This is a genomic window from Pseudomonas sp. W22_MBD1_FP4, assembly GCF_052113765.1.
Taxonomy (GTDB): domain Bacteria; phylum Pseudomonadota; class Gammaproteobacteria; order Pseudomonadales; family Pseudomonadaceae; genus Aquipseudomonas; species Aquipseudomonas sivasensis.
Map to the genome: position 1 here is coordinate 1 of NZ_JBGQOI010000026.1, position 15,769 is coordinate 15,769.

Annotated in this window: 15 protein-coding genes; 10 read left to right on the forward strand and 5 right to left on the reverse strand. The window is 57.7% G+C overall.

Features of this window, described 5'->3' with window-relative positions:
* Positions 1-82: 82 nt before the first annotated feature.
* Positions 83-1,585 (reverse strand): exopolyphosphatase, encoded by a 1,503-nt coding sequence (ppx, locus tag ACEN2T_RS25635; RefSeq protein WP_032884523.1) that lies wholly within the window; start codon positions 1,583-1,585, stop codon positions 83-85.
* A gap of 504 nt (positions 1,586-2,089) precedes the next feature.
* Between ppx and ACEN2T_RS25640 the strand changes: the two genes are divergently transcribed.
* The 5 genes from ACEN2T_RS25640 (at position 2,090) to ACEN2T_RS25660 (ending at position 7,375) form a co-directional block, all read left to right on the forward strand.
* Positions 2,090-2,734, forward strand: a complete 645-nt coding sequence (locus tag ACEN2T_RS25640; RefSeq protein WP_442117769.1) for a DUF1120 domain-containing protein — start codon at positions 2,090-2,092, stop codon at positions 2,732-2,734.
* 63 nt (positions 2,735-2,797) lie between these two features.
* Complete coding sequence (locus ACEN2T_RS25645; protein ID WP_155989931.1) at positions 2,798-3,520, forward strand: DUF1120 domain-containing protein; 723 nt, start codon at positions 2,798-2,800, stop codon at positions 3,518-3,520.
* Between the two features lie 98 nt (positions 3,521-3,618).
* Positions 3,619-4,335: a fimbria/pilus chaperone family protein gene (locus tag ACEN2T_RS25650; protein WP_081797568.1), complete on the forward strand. Its 717-nt coding sequence runs from the start codon at positions 3,619-3,621 to the stop codon at positions 4,333-4,335.
* A gap of 117 nt (positions 4,336-4,452) precedes the next feature.
* Positions 4,453-6,846 (forward strand): fimbria/pilus outer membrane usher protein, encoded by a 2,394-nt coding sequence (locus tag ACEN2T_RS25655; protein ID WP_442117770.1) that lies wholly within the window; start codon positions 4,453-4,455, stop codon positions 6,844-6,846.
* A complete protein-coding gene (locus tag ACEN2T_RS25660) occupies positions 6,803-7,375 on the forward strand; it encodes a hypothetical protein (protein WP_442117771.1) in 573 nt (190 codons plus the stop codon). The genes ACEN2T_RS25655 and ACEN2T_RS25660 overlap by 44 nt, the downstream gene beginning before the upstream one ends.
* A 4-nt stretch (positions 7,376-7,379) precedes the next feature.
* Here the strand turns inward: ACEN2T_RS25660 and ACEN2T_RS25665 are convergent, their stop codons facing one another.
* Genes ACEN2T_RS25665 through ACEN2T_RS25680 form a run of 4 tightly spaced genes read right to left on the reverse strand, consistent with a single transcriptional unit; the run spans position 7,380 to position 10,222 of the window.
* A complete protein-coding gene (locus ACEN2T_RS25665) occupies positions 7,380-8,117 on the reverse strand; it encodes an amino acid ABC transporter ATP-binding protein (protein WP_032884313.1) in 738 nt (245 codons plus the stop codon).
* Positions 8,104-8,754: an amino acid ABC transporter permease gene (locus tag ACEN2T_RS25670; protein WP_095185177.1), complete on the reverse strand. Its 651-nt coding sequence runs from the start codon at positions 8,752-8,754 to the stop codon at positions 8,104-8,106. The genes ACEN2T_RS25665 and ACEN2T_RS25670 overlap by 14 nt, the downstream gene beginning before the upstream one ends.
* Positions 8,751-9,419 (reverse strand): amino acid ABC transporter permease, encoded by a 669-nt coding sequence (locus tag ACEN2T_RS25675; RefSeq protein WP_017736949.1) that lies wholly within the window; start codon positions 9,417-9,419, stop codon positions 8,751-8,753. Before ACEN2T_RS25675 ends, ACEN2T_RS25670 begins: the two co-directional genes overlap by 4 nt.
* 17 nt (positions 9,420-9,436) lie before the next feature.
* On the reverse strand, positions 9,437-10,222 hold the full coding sequence (locus tag ACEN2T_RS25680) for a transporter substrate-binding domain-containing protein (protein WP_017530859.1): 786 nt from the start codon (positions 10,220-10,222) through the stop codon (positions 9,437-9,439).
* A gap of 265 nt (positions 10,223-10,487) precedes the next feature.
* Between ACEN2T_RS25680 and ACEN2T_RS25685 the strand changes: the two genes are divergently transcribed.
* The 5 genes from ACEN2T_RS25685 to ACEN2T_RS25705 all read left to right on the forward strand — a co-directional run bounded on the left by ACEN2T_RS25685 (position 10,488) and on the right by ACEN2T_RS25705 (position 15,716).
* Positions 10,488-11,183, forward strand: coding sequence for an FCD domain-containing protein (locus ACEN2T_RS25685; RefSeq protein WP_122756252.1), 696 nt, complete (start codon positions 10,488-10,490; stop codon positions 11,181-11,183).
* A 121-nt stretch (positions 11,184-11,304) separates the two neighbouring features.
* Complete coding sequence (gene trxA / locus ACEN2T_RS25690) at positions 11,305-11,634, forward strand: thioredoxin TrxA (protein ID WP_015886460.1); 330 nt, start codon at positions 11,305-11,307, stop codon at positions 11,632-11,634.
* A gap of 234 nt (positions 11,635-11,868) precedes the next feature.
* Positions 11,869-13,128, forward strand: coding sequence for a transcription termination factor Rho (gene rho / locus ACEN2T_RS25695; RefSeq protein WP_003176825.1), 1,260 nt, complete (start codon positions 11,869-11,871; stop codon positions 13,126-13,128).
* Between the two features lie 156 nt (positions 13,129-13,284).
* Positions 13,285-14,751 carry a 4-hydroxy-3-polyprenylbenzoate decarboxylase gene (gene ubiD, locus ACEN2T_RS25700; RefSeq protein ID WP_032884305.1) on the forward strand — a complete coding sequence of 489 codons (1,467 nt, stop codon included), beginning with the start codon at positions 13,285-13,287 and terminating at the stop codon, positions 14,749-14,751.
* Entirely contained in the window at positions 14,751-15,716 is a 966-nt protein-coding gene (locus ACEN2T_RS25705) for a CDP-6-deoxy-delta-3,4-glucoseen reductase (RefSeq protein WP_122681938.1), read from the forward strand. Before ubiD ends, ACEN2T_RS25705 begins: the two co-directional genes overlap by 1 nt.
* The last annotated feature ends 53 nt before the right edge of the window (positions 15,717-15,769 follow it).

Consider the following 15,769-nt stretch of genomic DNA (forward strand, 5'->3'; position numbering starts at 1 on the left):
GCGGTAGACCAGTCAACAGATTCATTGACTGGTCCACCGCCATCGGGAGCAAGCCCCCTCCCACAGTTGTTTCCGGTGTTCTCTAACGCAGGTTCAGGCTGAACCCCACTCGTGTCAGCCACTCCGCTTCCTGGGCGAAGTCCGCCTGGGTCAGTTGGTTCTCATCCAGCCAGCCTTTCGGGAACACGACATCCAGGCTCTCGCCATTGGCGCGCAGGCTCACCTGGGGCATTTCCTGGGTGCCGCGAATGTGGTGGAACAGGATCGCGAAGCGCAGCAGTACGCACAGGCGGATCAGCTTGATGCCTTCATCACCGAACTCGGCAAACTTATCCTTGGGAATATTGCGACGATGACCGCGCACCAGCAGTGCGAGCATCTGCTGGTCTTCCCGGGAGAAACCGGCCAGGTCGGAGTGCTCGATCAAGTAGGCGCCGTGCTTGTGGTAATGGTAGTGGGCGATATCCAGGCCTACCTCATGCACCTTGGCGGCCCAGCCCAGCAGCTCTCGCCATACGCCGTCTTCCAGGTCCCAGTCCTCGGCCACTTGGTCGAACGCGTGCAAGGCTTTGCGTTCCACACGGGCGGCTTGTTCCAGGTCGACGTGATAACGCTCCATCAGCGAGCTGAGCGTGCGCTCACGTACGTCCTCGTGGTGATGGCGGCCCAGCAGGTCGTAGAGCACACCTTCGCGCAGGGCGCCGTCACAGTGGTCCATGCGTTGCAGTTCGAGGGCGTCGAAGATGGCTTCGAGAATCGCCAGGCCGGCCGGGAAAATGGTGCGACGGTCGGGCTTGATGCCGTCGAAGTCGATTTTCTCGGCGTCCCCCAGTTTGAATAGCTTGCGCTTGAGCCACGCCAGGCCTTCGGCGTTGACCTCACCCGTGCCATGGCCGCCGGCCTTGAGTGCCAGGCCGATAGCACGGATGGTGCCAGACGAGCCGATGGCCTCATCCCAGGTCAGGCGGTGCAGGGCGTGTTCGATACTCATGATTTCCAGCCGCGCTGCGGTGTAGGCCTGGGCGTAGCGCGCCGGAGTGATCTTGCCGTCCTTAAAGTAACGTTGGGTATAGCTGACGCAACCCATCTGCAGGCTTTCGCGCAGCAGCGGTTCGAAACGCTGGCCGATGATGAACTCGGTACTGCCGCCGCCGATGTCCGCCACCAGACGCTTGCCGGGGGTGTCGGCCAAGGTGTGGGACACGCCTAGATAGATCAGGCGCGCCTCTTCACGGCCGGAGATGACTTCTACCGGGTGGCCGAGGATTTCCTCGGCGCGGCGGATGAATTCGCCGCGATTGCGCGCTTCGCGCAGGGCATTAGTGCCGACAATCCGCACCGCGCCCAGGGGCATACCGTTAATCAGCTGCGCAAAACGCTTGAGGCAATCGAGCCCGCGCTGCATGGATTCTTCATTGAGCTGGCGGGCGTCGTCGATCCCGGCAGCCAGTTGCACTTTCTCGCCGAGCCGTTCAAGGATGCGTATTTCGCCGTTCTGGGCCTTGGCCACGACCATGTGAAAGCTATTGGAACCCAGGTCTATGGCGGCGATCAGGGACAGATTCTTGGCTTGGGATTGCGGCATGGTTTGGGGGTCTCGGTCGATAACCTGACCATCGTGCCACGATCGACCGCTGGCGCCAACGCGTAGCGCCATAGGATTTCCAATCAGGGCTTCAGCGGAAATTGCCGATGCGGGTTGTAGGAGATTTTCATGACGATTGCATTACAAAGTTAACAGATGCCGTAGTCCTTGATTTCCGGGGCTTTATTTATGGGGTTGGTAACTAATTCCTACATGCTTCTGTATTAGTCCTCCAAGTTGTTGTTTTGATTCGCACAACGAATATTCCAGTGTGGAATGGCTGCCGCTGAGTACTCTTACAACCATTGATATTTTTTCCGGTTTAATTGAAGGGGTGGAGTGTTAATACTTCGGTCCGGCGATTTTGCCTAGGTGTTATTTATTTATAGTTGAGCGTTCGGTGTGGGCGGCTTTTAAATGTGGGCTTGTAAGATTGGCTTTTAGATAGTTTGAGTTTTTAGTTGTACGCGGATAAATGATCTTTGATAGTAAGGTGGACTGTATATGAAAAATAAAAGTGCTTTGTTTGGGGGCGTGTTCCTTGCAGTTGCTTGCCTGAGCGTTCAAGCTGCGGACTTACGTGTCAAAGGCTCCATTGCACCTTCCAGTTGCAGTTTTACACTCACAAATTCGACCATTGATTATGGCAAAATCAATCCGAGCTCTTTAAGCGCCACCCAATATAATCCGTTACCAAACAAAAGCACTCCGTTCGTCATAAAGTGTGCTGCACAAGCTCGGGTCGCTATAAGTGCAACGGATAATCGTGTGGCAAGTAAAGTGGGTGGCATAACACTTCAATATGGCTCGCAGTACAATGATAACTATAACTACGGGCTTGGTAATACCGGTAATGGTGAGCATATCGGCGGTTATATTTTATACATGAGAAGTTCGGTGGCTGATGGCAAGGCTGTCAATATTATGCAGTCATTCGACAATGGTGGCGTTTGGCGCGGTATCGCCGGTGCCATGGCGCAAACTCCTGTCTTGACCAGCTGGTGGTCGGGTGACCTTACACCGCTGAAGTTTTCCACGCTGTCCGGTACGCTAAACGTTCGGGCCATTCTTAATAAGACATCCGCTCTCAGCCTCAGTAATGAAATCAAGCTGGACGGTCATGCCACGCTGGAACTGAAGTACATCTGAACATAACTACCCTAATGGTCAACTGGCGCTGATTGCTTTTCGGCGGGGCGACGGCGCTCTGCAGTGAATTTTTTCAGTGCCAGGCCTATGGGCGAGTTTTATCTGTGGCTATCCATTTTTTTGTTAAAGGTGATAAGTTTGAAAAATAAAATTATTGTAATGATGGGTGTATGTTTGGCTGCGACGGGGCTCAATGCCCAAGCAGCTGATGTCCGTGTTAAAGGAACCATCGCGCCCGCAAGCTGCAGCTTTACGATAGTCAACTCGGTATTTGATTACGGTATGATTCGACCGAGTTCGCTAAGTGCCACCCATTACACAAAGTTGGATAAAAAAAGCACGCCCTTTACCGTCAAATGCGATGCACCTACTTTGGTAAGCATCAAGACACAGGACAATCGTGCAAGCAGTAAAGTGCCTGGTATGATGCGAAGTGCATTTAATCAGACCTATGTTGACACCTTTAACTATGGGCTAGGCACGTCATCCAAAGGTGAGAAAGTTGGCGGTTACGTTATGTTCATGGCCAATACCGTTGCTGACGGTAAAACGGTCAGGGTTAATGGTTCGAACAATAACGGCGTTACTTGGTCCGTCGGCGACGGGGCCCTGGCACAGCCTCCGCATTTGACAAGCTGGGCGTCTGGGACCACTACGCCGATTAAGCTTTCAGTGGTTTCCGGAAACTTGCAAGTGCAAGGGGTTATCAACAAGACCTCTGCTTTCTCCGTCGGTGAGGGTATCAATCTGGATGGCCATGCCACCTTGGAGTTACGTTACTTGTAAGCAATGTTGAGTCGGTCAGCACACGTTGAAACTTTAGGTGTTTGAAGTTTTAACGTGTTCTGACTGTTTTGCTGTGTTCGAAGTAAAGGAAACGTCGGATGTGTATCGTCTCCAAGTCGAAGTTCTTTTTAGCGTTTAGCGTGTGCGTTAACTTTCTTTTATGCGGTGTGGCGTACGCCGATGGCATGGAGCCTGAAACCACTGTCATTGTGCTAAATGAGTCCGATGGCGAGGCCAGTATTAACGTCAAAAATACTGACGTCGGGCCTGCGCTACTCCATTCGGCTATTGAAGATGTTCCGGAAGACCTGGAACCCTTGGTGGTTGTCACTCCCCCGGTTGCAAGGGTGGATGGTGGCCAACTGCAAATGGTGAGGTTCATGTTGATTGGCAAGGAACCGCTCAAGACTCAGCGTTTGAAGCGTGTCACCTTCGAGGGTATCCCACAAACCCAGCCAGGCTCGGGTGCGACGATCGGTATCAGCCTGCGACAAAACCTGCCGCTGATTCTCCATCCCAAGGGACTGCCACAGCACAATGCGCCTTGGGAGTTACTGACCTGGCGCCTGCAGGGCAAAACGTTGAGCGTGCATAACGACAGCCCCTATGTCGTTCGTTTGGCCGCCGAGGTGCAACTGAACCCGCAAAAAGCCAAAGCCTATCTTTCACGCACCTATATCTTGCCGGGTGAGGTGCTGAGCGCTGAATTTTCAAGCGCTCACCCTGATGCCACGTCAGTCACCATCATGCCTGCCACTGTTTATGGATTTACCGTAGACAACTACGATGCCTTGCTCCTAGCCAACATGCCTTGACCTCGTATGGGAAAAATAAACGAGGTTACCGGCGCTGTTGGTAAAAAACGGTGTGGGGGTAAAAAGGCCGCAGCGCCTTTTAAGTTCAACCGAGTCAGTCTCTCAGCCTGCGTAGCGATGTTTTCTGGCGCCGCAGGACACGTTTACGCCGGGCCCGGGGCGCACCCGCTGGAATTCGATCTGACTATCTTGCAGCATCGCGGACTCGATCCTTCAGTTGCCCGCTATTTTCGAGACGCGCCACGATTCACTGAAGGTGTTCGGGTTGTTGATCTGACGGTCAATGGTGATCGCGTTGGATTGACCGATGCGCGGTTCAACCATGAAGGGGCGTTGTGCTTTACCCGTGGCTTGCTGGACCGAGCAGGGCTGCGTGTACCTGCTTCAGTGATAGATAAACAGGTTTCTGCTGACCAGGCCTGTCATGACTTCCTTACCGAGTTTCCCAGCACGGAATTGAACCTGCGTCCGGGCAACGAGGAGGTAGCGATCGTCGTTCCCACCCAGGCGATCCGTGAGCCGCAACGAGCCACTGGCCATTTCGCTCGAGGTGGAGCGGCGGGCTTGCTCAACTATGACGTGCAAGGTATCAACAGTCATTCGCGCGATGCCAGGGGCCGTTTTCTATCGGCGTCCACGGAGGTGGGGTTTAACGTAGGCGATTGGATTGCGCGCAGTCGTCAGCTCTATATCTCTACCGATGGTCGGTCTGGGGCCGAGCACCTGTACGCCTATGCGCAACGGGATATTGCGCGGTTGGCGTCGACCCTCCAGGTGGGGCAGATATCCGGTAACAGCCCGGTGTTCGGCGGGGTGCAACTGACCGGTTTCCAACTGTCTCCAGACGGTGTCGACGGCGGTGCCGGCGTTAATGGAGTAGTGGTCGAAGGCCAGGCCCTTAGCCAGTCTCGGATAGAGGTACGCCAGTCGGGCGCTCTGATCTACACAACAGTCGTGCCGGAAGGGCCGTTTGCATTGAGCAACCTGCCGTTGCTCAACGGCACGAGTGACCTTGATGTACGGGTCATTGAGACCCGTGGCGGACAGCGTAGCTTTGTAGTGCCGGCCGCTTCGTTTCGCGATGCTATGCCGGTGAAGTCTGGGTATACCGCGGCCGTCGGCAAGATACGGGATGTGGAACGTAGCGGTGCCGATGAGCCTATGCTGGCCGTGGCAAGCGGGACCTGGGCGCTCACCCCCGCCACGGCCCTCAGTTCGGGTGTGCAGGTTACCGATCATTACAATTCGGTGGGGCTTGCGCTGGACAGCAGTTTCGCGCAGCGATTCTCTGTTGGCCTGCGTAACAACCTCTCACGGGACGACAAGAACAACGTACGGGGTGTGCGTAATAGCGTTTCGTTGGGCAGCGTGCTGCCGGGTGACGTGCAGATGACCCTGAGCGCTACGACCCAGACACCTGGCTATCGTGATGTGCTCGATAGTGTGCGCGCTGACAGTGGTGAGTTGGCGAACTCGCGGTTCAAAAACCAATACACGGCAGGTCTCAGCTGGGCGGACCCGCAATTGGGTGTGTTCACGATTGGGTACACCCGTGCTGCAAACTTCAACAGTAGCACCTCTCAGTATGTACATGGCGCCTGGAACAAGCAGTTCAGGTACGCCAATGTCGGGTTGAGCGTGGACTCGCAAGTTGGCACTTCTGGCACTAACAAGAACAACAACGATGGGCTAGGCGTGCGTTTGCAAGTCAGTGTTCCCTTGGGGGGTGATCGTTCGCTCACTTCTACCGCCAGGCACCAGGGGCGTCGATCGAGTATTGGCGCAGCCTTCAACGAACGCGTCGACGACACACTCAATTATGAACTGCGCACTGACAGCGACCTTGGTACGGCCGCCCGGCATGCGCAGGGCGGTTTGCTGAACATGACGTCCCGTTATGCTCAGTTGGGCCTGGGCATCAACCGGGACTCGACCAACACCAGCTATAGCGGTCAGTTGCAAGGCGCGGTCGTGGCTCATGAACGGGGGCTGACGCTGTCTCCGTACAGGGTCGAGGATACGTTTGGGATTGCGTCGGTCGGCGATGTGTCGGGCGCGCGTATCACTACACCCCAGGGGCCTGTATGGACCGATCGGTGGGGAATGGCGGTGATACCGGGATTGCCCGCTTATCAGAGCAGCCTTGTCGAGGTGGAAGGCAAATCCCTGCCACGGCAGGTAGATATCAAGAACGGCACCCAATCCCTGGAAGTTGGACGAGGCTCATTCAGCAAGGTCGACTTTGAAGTGGTTAAGGTCAGGAGGGTGCTGTTGCGTGCCGTCGATCAGAGTGGCCAAGCGTTACCCAAAGGTGCTTCGGTGCTTACGGCAGACAATGCATTCCTGACCTCCGTCGTCGGAGACGGCCTGATTTTCCTGAATAACATCGACGCGCCACAAACCTTGACCGTGTCATCGCCGAACGCGACCTCCTGCAAACTGCAACTCGAACTGTCGGAACAAATCGATGAAAGCCAACTTTATGAAAATACAGCGGCGGTCTGCAGCTAAAAGTGCTTTGACGTCAGGGATGCTCGCGGCGGTGGTGAGCCTATTGACGGTTTTTGAGGCGTCGGCTTCTGAGTGCCACCTGTCAGTGAGCCAACCGCAAATTGATTACGGGCTTCTGCGCCCCGTTTCAAAGCCTGATGCTCGCGGGGTTTTCCTGGGTAAGCGCATGGTGCGTGTGAGCGTGGTGTGCACTGATGCTAGGTTTATAGCCCTGCGTTTTATGGGCGTGCCTGCCGACGGTCAAGGTTTCAGGTTTGGTCGTGAGGGGCGGTTTGACCTGACGCTGCAGCAGCCAGTGCTCGATGGCCAGGCGATAGAGTTGGCGCCGATGCACAACAGGGCCGAGCGGGGTGGTCACCTGAGGCCGGACCAAGCGCTGGTGCTGTTGAAGGCAGGGCAGCCTGTCAGCGGGCGGGTGTTTTCAGCGCAGGTGCAGATTGACACCTATCTCTCGAACGCCGCCGCCTCAGTACGCGATAAAACGTTATTGGAGGGCGGCGGGCGCTTCGAGTTGGTACCTGGCGGCTAATCGATCAGGCGTGGGCTTCTGTTGTACCGATGAAGTTTGCCAACTCGGCGGTCTGGGGATTGGCAAACAGCAGTTTTGGATCGCCGACTTCATGCACCTTGCCCTGGTGCATGAATACCAGCTTGTCACCGACTTCCCGGGCGAAGCGCATTTCGTGCGTCACCATGATCAAGGTCATACCGTCCTTGGCCAGCTGGCGCACCACGCTGAGCACTTCGTTGACCAGCTCCGGGTCCAGGGCTGAGGTGATTTCATCGCACAGCAGCACTTTGGGTGACATAGCCAGGGCCCGGGCAATGGCGACGCGCTGTTGCTGGCCGCCGGACAAGCGATCTGGGAAAGCGTCGAATTTCTCTCCCAGCCCAACGCGTTCCAGCATCTGCTTGGCCAACTGTGCCGCTTTGGCCTTGGGTACTTTCTGCACCACTTGTGGCGCGAGCATGACGTTTTCACCCACCGTCAGGTGCGGGAACAGGTTGAACTGTTGGAACACCATGCCGACTTTCTGCCGCAGGCTGCGCAAGTCAGCGCGGGCGGCATCAAGGTATTCGCCGTCGACCTCGATCACTCCATCGTTGATCGACTCCAGGCCATTGAGGGTGCGCAGCAGGGTGGATTTACCCGAGCCGCTGCGGCCGATGATCGCCACCACCTGGCCTTCTTCAACCGTCAGGTCGATGCCCTTGAGGACGTGGTGATCGCCGTAATACTTATGCAGGGCGGAAATTCTAAGCAGAGGCATGCAGTCTCCTTTCCAGGTAGCGAGCACTGAGGGACAAGGGGTAGCAAAGCAGGAAGTAACCGAGGGCCACCAGGCCGTAGACCATGAAGGGCTCGAAGGTCGCGTTGGCGAGCATGCCGCCGGTCTTGGTCAATTCGGTGAAGCCGATGATGGAGGTCACGGCGGTGCCTTTGACCACCTGCACCGAGAACCCCACCGTTGGCGCCACGGCGATCCGCAGGGCCTGGGGCAGGATCACGTAGCGCAGTTGTTCAAGAGGATTCAGCGCCAGGCTGGCCGAGGCTTCCCACTGCCCGTGGGCGATGGAGTCGACACAACCGCGCCAGATTTCAGCGAGGTAGGCGCTGGTAAACAATGTCAGGGCAATCGCCGCTGCCAGCCACGGTGAAATATCCACCCCCAGCAGCGCGATGCCGAAGAACACCAGGAACAGCTGCATCAACAACGGTGTGCCCTGGAACAGCTCGATGTAGGTGCGCGCAAGATTGCGCGCGAACGCCTTGCTGCTGATGCGCATGGTCATCACCAGCAAGCCGATCAGGCCACCGCCGATAAACGCCACCAGTGACAGCAACAGCGTCCACTGCAGGCCCGTAAGCAGATTTCGTACGATGTCCCAGAAGGAAAAATCACTCATCGGCTATTCCTCATCACAAAGCGGCGGCCGATCCAGTTGAGCAACTGGCGAATCATTAACGCCATGCACAGGTACACCAGGGTGGTCAGGGCATAGGTTTCAAACGCGCGAAAATTACGCGACTGAATAAAGTTGGCGGCGAAGCTCAGCTCTTCGGTGGCGATCTGTGAACACACCGCCGAACCGAGCATCACGATGATGATCTGGCTGCTCAGTGCCGGCCACACTTTGCCCAGCGCCGGCAGCAACACCACATGGCGGAACGCTTCGAAACGCGTCATTGCCAAGGCTGCCGCAGCCTCCAGTTGCCCGCGCGGGATGGCCTGGATGCCGGCGCGAATGATCTCCGTGGAGTAGGCCCCCAGGTTGATCACCATCGCCAATACGGCGGCTTGCCACTCAGTAATCTTTAGCCCCAGGGACGGCAGGCCAAAGAAGATGAAGAACAGTTGCACCAGGAACGGCGTGTTGCGGATCAACTCGACATAGACGCCGAAGAACCAGGCAAACGGCTGGATCTTCCACGCCCGCACCACCGCGCCGACGGTGCCCAGGGCCACCCCCAGGATCGCACCGATGGCTGTCAGCTCAAGGGTGAACAACGCGCCGCGCAACAGCAGATCGGTATTGGCCAGCACCGGCACAAAGTCAAATTGATACGCCATGAGTCAGCTCCGTCGTATCAAAGATCGGCGGGCAGCGGCTCTTTCAGCCATTGCATCGCGTTCTTTTCCAGGCTGCCATCGGCCTTGGCCGCGACCAGGATCTGGTTGACCTTCTCCAGCAGCGCCGGCTCGTTTTTGTTCACTCCGACGTACACCGGCGAATCTTTGAGTTTCACTTTCAGCGCTGGCACGCGTTTCGGGTTGCGCTCGCTGATCGCCACCATCACCACGTTGCCGCTGGCGATCAGGTCGACCTGGCCTGCCAGGTAGGCGGCGATGGTGGAGTTATTGTCTTCGAAGCGCTTGATGGTCGCTTCCTTGGGCGCTACTGCGGTCAGCTCGATGTCTTCGATGGCGCCACGGGTCACGCTGATGGTCTTGCCCTTAAGGTCGTCGGTGCTGCTGATGGCGGCATCAGGTGGGCCGAATACGGCCAGGTAGAACGGCGCGTAAGCCTTGGAGAAATCGATGACTTTTTCCCGCTCCGGGTTTTTGCCCAGGCTGGAGATCACCAGATCAACCTTGCCGGTGGTGAGGAACGGGATGCGGTTGGTGCTGTTGACCGGGGTCAGCTCCAGCTTGACCTTGAGTTGGTCGGCCAGCAGCTTGGCAGTATCGATGTCCAGGCCGCGCGGCTTCATGTCGGGGCCGACCGAGCCAAACGGCGGGAAGTCCTGGGGCACGGCTACCTTAAGGGTGCCACGGGCGACGATATCGTCCAGCCCATTGGCCTGGGCGGGTGCCTGGCTCAGCATCAGGCTGGCAAACAGGGCAGTGAGCAGGGCGCTGTAGCGCTTAGTCATGGCAACTCTCCGAAAAGGGCGAAAGGATTTTCTGGATTTGGCTTGCTTGCGTGATTGCACAGCCCATGCCAGTAGGCTCGAAATCGTCTGTAAGGCTGGGATTTGTTGAGCTTCATTGGTCTTACTGGTCTGAACAGTGGCATAGCCTTTCGCACCCTTTTCGAGCGCCGGCAAAAACATGCGAGCCCCTTTGGGGCGTGGCTTGCCGCCGGCCGCGAATAGCTTTACAACTAGCCGCTCTGCTGACTGAAACCTTGAGTTTTTTATGAATTCCATCGCCCAAGCCGTACCGGAAGCGGCCCTGCAGGCCATTCGCAAACTGATCAAGGAGCAGGGCTTCGGGCCAGGCGACGCGTTGCCGTCACAACGCGACCTGGCGGTGCAGTTGGGCGTGAGCCGAGCGTCGTTGCGTGAGGCGTTATCGTCCCTGAGTGCGTTGGGCGTGGTCAGCGTGCAGCCGGGCAAAGGCGTATTCGTGCAGGCGGCGGAGGACGCGCCGGGCTTTGCCTGGCCTTTCGCGGCCCAGGCCACGCCGTTGGATATCTTCCAATTGCGCTATGCGCTGGAGGGGTTTGCGGCGGGGCTGGCAGCGGTCACGCTGACCATCGATGAGCTGGACAGTCTTGAGGACAACGTTGAGGCGATGCGCAAGGTGCTCAAGGCCGGCGACTTCGACGCCGCGGCGCGGCTGGACTTCGAGTTTCACCAGCGCATCCTGTTGGCCAGCGGCAACCAAGCGATGGTGAGTATTCTCAGTGCCAGCGCCGAGGTGTTCCTGGAAAGTCAGAAATTACCGTTCATCCGGCCAGAGCGGGCCATGGAAACCTGGCAGGAACATCGCAAAATTTTGCGTGCCTTGGCCCGGCGTGCGAGTGCGACAGCGCAGAAAACCATGCAGGAACACGTACGTAATGCAGCGTTACGCACGGGCATTACCTTTGTGAGTCCCGTCGCGTCTTGAATTGGGCTATACCCAAACTCATGCATCACCATAGCAAGACTCAATCAGAGGCGGCTTCCTGAACGGGGGAAGGGCGGCTATGATGGGCAACGTTTTTTTTGCTTACAATCCGGAGACATCCATGAGCAACGATCTTATCAAGCACGTCACCGACGCGACCTTTGAGGCCGAAGTACTCAAGGCTGCTGGCCCGGTGCTGGTTGACTACTGGGCTGAATGGTGCGGCCCTTGCAAAATGATCGCTCCGGTCCTGGACGACATTGCAACTACTTACGAAGGCAAGCTGACCATTGCCAAGCTGAACATCGACGACAATCAGGAAACCCCGGCCAAGCACGGTGTGCGCGGTATTCCTACACTGATGCTGTTCAAGAACGGCAACGTTGAAGCCACCAAAGTAGGTGCGCTGTCGAAGTCCCAGCTGCAAGCTTTCCTCGACGCCAACATCTAAGCGTCGTCAAAAAGGCCCCGCAAATTGCGGGGCTTTTTCGTTAAACAGGGCTAGACGCTCCGAAATTCAGGTGGTACATTCGGCCCCGCACTGGTTTCTCCACTGCCCCCTGCAAGCCGTCGCCGACGCATTCCTTTTCGATTAGTACGCGATCCTGTCGCCTTCTCTGCGGCGCGGCCTCATTAAGCCAAAAGCTTAATTTCCCCCCTCCATAAATGATTACGTCATTCCTATATGAATCTGACTGAACTCAAGCAAAAGCCGATTACCGACCTGCTCCAATTGGCCGAAGAAATGGGCATAGAAAATATGGCCCGTTCGCGCAAGCAGGACGTGATTTTCTCCCTGCTCAAGAAGCACGCGAAAAGCGGCGAGGAAATCTCCGGTGATGGCGTGCTGGAGATTCTCCAGGACGGCTTCGGCTTCCTCCGCTCTGCAGACGCTTCCTATCTCGCCGGCCCAGACGATATCTACGTCTCGCCGAGCCAGATCCGTCGCTTCAACTTGCGCACCGGTGACACCATCGTTGGCAAGATCCGTCCACCGAAGGAAGGCGAGCGTTACTTCGCCCTGCTCAAGGTCGACACGATCAACTTCGATCGTCCAGAGAACGCGAAAAACAAGATTCTCTTCGAGAACCTGACCCCGCTGTTCCCGACTGTGCGCATGAAGATGGAAGCCGGTAACGGTTCCACCGAAGACTTGACCGGTCGCGTGATCGACCTGTGCGCTCCGATTGGCAAAGGCCAGCGTGGCCTGATCGTCGCACCGCCGAAAGCCGGTAAGACCATCATGCTGCAGAACATTGCAGCGAACATCGCGCGTAACAACCCTGAAGTTCACCTGATCGTATTGCTGATCGATGAACGTCCGGAAGAAGTGACCGAAATGCAGCGCACCGTGCGCGGCGAAGTGGTTGCCTCGACGTTCGATGAGCCGCCAACCCGCCACGTGCAGGTTGCTGAAATGGTGATCGAGAAGGCCAAGCGCCTGGTCGAACACAAGAAGGACGTGGTGATCCTGCTCGACTCCATCACCCGTCTGGCCCGTGCTTACAACACCGTGATCCCGAGCTCCGGCAAGGTATTGACCGGTGGTGTCGATGCCCACGCCCTGGAGAAGCCGAAGCGTTTCTTCGGCGCCGCGCGGAACATCGAAGAAGGCGGCTCGCTGACCATTATCGCCACCGCGCTGGTTGAAACCGGCTCGAAGATGGACGAAGTGATCTACGAAGAGTTCAAGGGTACCGGCAACATGGAACTGCCTTTGGACCGTCGCATCGCGGAAAAACGCGTGTTCCCGGCAATCAACATCAACCGTTCCGGCACCCGCCGCGAAGAGTTGCTGACTGCCGACGACGAACTGCAGCGTATGTGGATCCTTCGCAAGCTGCTGCACCCGATGGACGAAGTTGCAGCCATCGAGTTCCTTATCGACAAGCTGAAAACCACCAAGACCAACGACGAGTTCTTCCTGTCGATGAAGCGTAAGTAATACGACGTTTCAGGTCCGAAAGAATGGCGCCCCCAGGGGCGCCATTTTTTTTTGCGCGTTTTTTAAGCGCATTCGGCAGTCAAATGCACCGCGATAAGCTGCCAGCCAGCCTCAGAGCAGGTAGGATGTACGCCTATTTTACGGGTGGCATGGTTAATGAAATTCAAGGATCTTCGGGATTTCGTGCAGCAACTTGAGCAGCGCGGAGAGTTGAAACGTATCCAGGTGCCGGTTTCCCCAGTGCTGGAAATGACTGAGATTTGCGACCGTACCCTGCGTAGCAAGGGCCCGGCGCTGCTGTTCGAAAACCCGACCGGCTTTGATATTCCGGTGCTCGGCAACCTGTTCGGCACGCCCGATCGCGTGGCGTTCGGCATGGGCGCGGAGTCGGTCAGCGAACTGCGCGAGATCGGCAAACTGCTGGCCTTCCTCAAGGAGCCCGAGCCGCCCAAGGGGCTGAAGGACGCCTGGTCGAAGCTGCCGATCTTCCGCAAAATCATTGCCATGGCCCCCAAAGTGGTCAAGGACGCGGTGTGCCAGGAAGTGGTCATCGAAGGCGATGACGTCGACCTGGCCATGCTCCCGGTGCAAACCTGCTGGCCCGGCGACGTCGGCCCGCTGATCACCTGGGGCCTGACCGTCACCAAAGGCCCGAACAAAGACCGTCAGAACCTCGGTATCTACCGTCAGCAAGTGATCGGCCGCAACAAGGTGATCATGCGTTGGCTGAGTCACCGTGGCGGCGCGCTGGACTTCCGTGAGTGGTGCGAAAAACACCCTGGCCAGCCGTTCCCGGTTTCCGTGGCCTTGGGTGCAGACCCCGCCACCATCCTGGGCGCTGTGACCCCTGTGCCGGATAGCCTGTCCGAATACGCCTTCGCGGGCCTGTTGCGTGGCAACCGTACCGAGCTGGTCAAATGCCGTGGCAACGACCTGCAAGTGCCGGCCACTGCTGAAATCATCCTCGAAGGCGTGATCCACCCTGGCGAGATGGCCGACGAAGGTCCTTACGGCGACCACACCGGCTATTACAACGAAGTCGACAGCTTCCCGGTATTCACCGTCGAACGCATCACCCACCGGATCAAGCCGATCTACCACAGCACTTACACCGGCCGTCCGCCGGATGAGCCGGCCATTCTCGGCGTGGCGCTCAACGAAGTGTTCGTGCCTATCCTGCAAAAGCAATTCCCGGAAATCACCGACTTCTACCTGCCGCCGGAAGGCTGTTCGTACCGCATGGCCATCGTGACCATGAAGAAGTCGTACCCTGGCCATGCCAAGCGCGTCATGTTGGGTGTGTGGTCGTTTTTGCGACAGTTCATGTACACCAAGTTCGTTATTGTCACCGACGACGACATCAACGCCCGCGACTGGAACGACGTGATCTGGGCCATCACCACGCGCATGGACCCCAAGCGCGACACGGTGATGATCGACAATACGCCGATCGACTACCTCGACTTCGCGTCGCCGGTATCGGGCCTGGGCTCTAAGATGGGCCTGGATGCTACCCACAAATGGCCGGGTGAAACTACCCGCGAGTGGGGTCGGGTGATCGTCAAGGATGAAGCCGTGACCGCGCGCGTCGATGCGATGTGGAAAGAATTGGGAATAGATTGATGCGTGTAACCCTGCAACCTTCCGGCGCCGTGCTGGAGCTGGTCCCCGGCGAGCGAATCCTCGAAGGGGCGCGCCGCCTGGGCTACGAATGCCCGCAGGCCTGTCGCAATGGCGTCTGCCACGTGTGTGCCGCGCTGCTGGTGGAAGGCCGGGTGCAGCAAGCAGGTGAGGTGCGCGACCACGGTGAGTTCTACACCTGCATCGCCGAACCGTTGGAAGATTGCATTGTGTTGTGGGATGGCGTGTTGGCGCCGGGAGAGTTGCCGTTGCGCAAGTTGTCGTGCCAAGTGAGTGAATGCGTAGAGGTCGGTGGTGATGTGTGGCGCGTGCGCCTGCTGGCCCCGGCCGGCAAGGCGGTGCGCTACCACGCCGGGCAATACCTGATGATCGAACGGGAAAATGGCGAAAAATCCGCATTCTCCCTAGCGTCGGCGCCTCACTCCGGGCGCGAGCTGGAACTGCATGTGCTGGCCCGCGAGGACAGCGCGCGCGCCCTGCTGGAACAGCTGCAACGCAATCAGATGGCCCGTGTGGAGTTGCCGTTTGGCGATACCCATCTGGCTGAACTGCCGGACGGTCCGCTGGTGTTGATCGCCGCCGGCACCGGTATGGCACAGATGCATAGCCTGATCGAACATTGCCGCGCCTCCGGCTTCAAGCACCCGGTGCACCTGTACTGGGGCGTGCGACGCCCGGAAGACTTCTACCAGATCGAACACTGGGACCAATGGCTGCAACTGCCAAACCTGTTCCTGCACAAAGTCGTCAGTGATCTGTGCGGTTGGGAAGGACGCTGCGGTTTGCTCCATGAGGCGGTGTGCGAGGACATCGCCGACCTCAAGGCCGTGCACGTCTACGCCAGCGGCTCACCGGCGATGATCTACGGCACGCTGGATGCGCTGGTCGACGCCGGCATGGATGCGCATCAGATGCGCGCCGACGTATTCGCCTACGCGCCGCGCTGATCCATTCCAAGAGCCGCCGGCTTTTTGTGGTGAGCGGGCAAGCCTGCTCATCA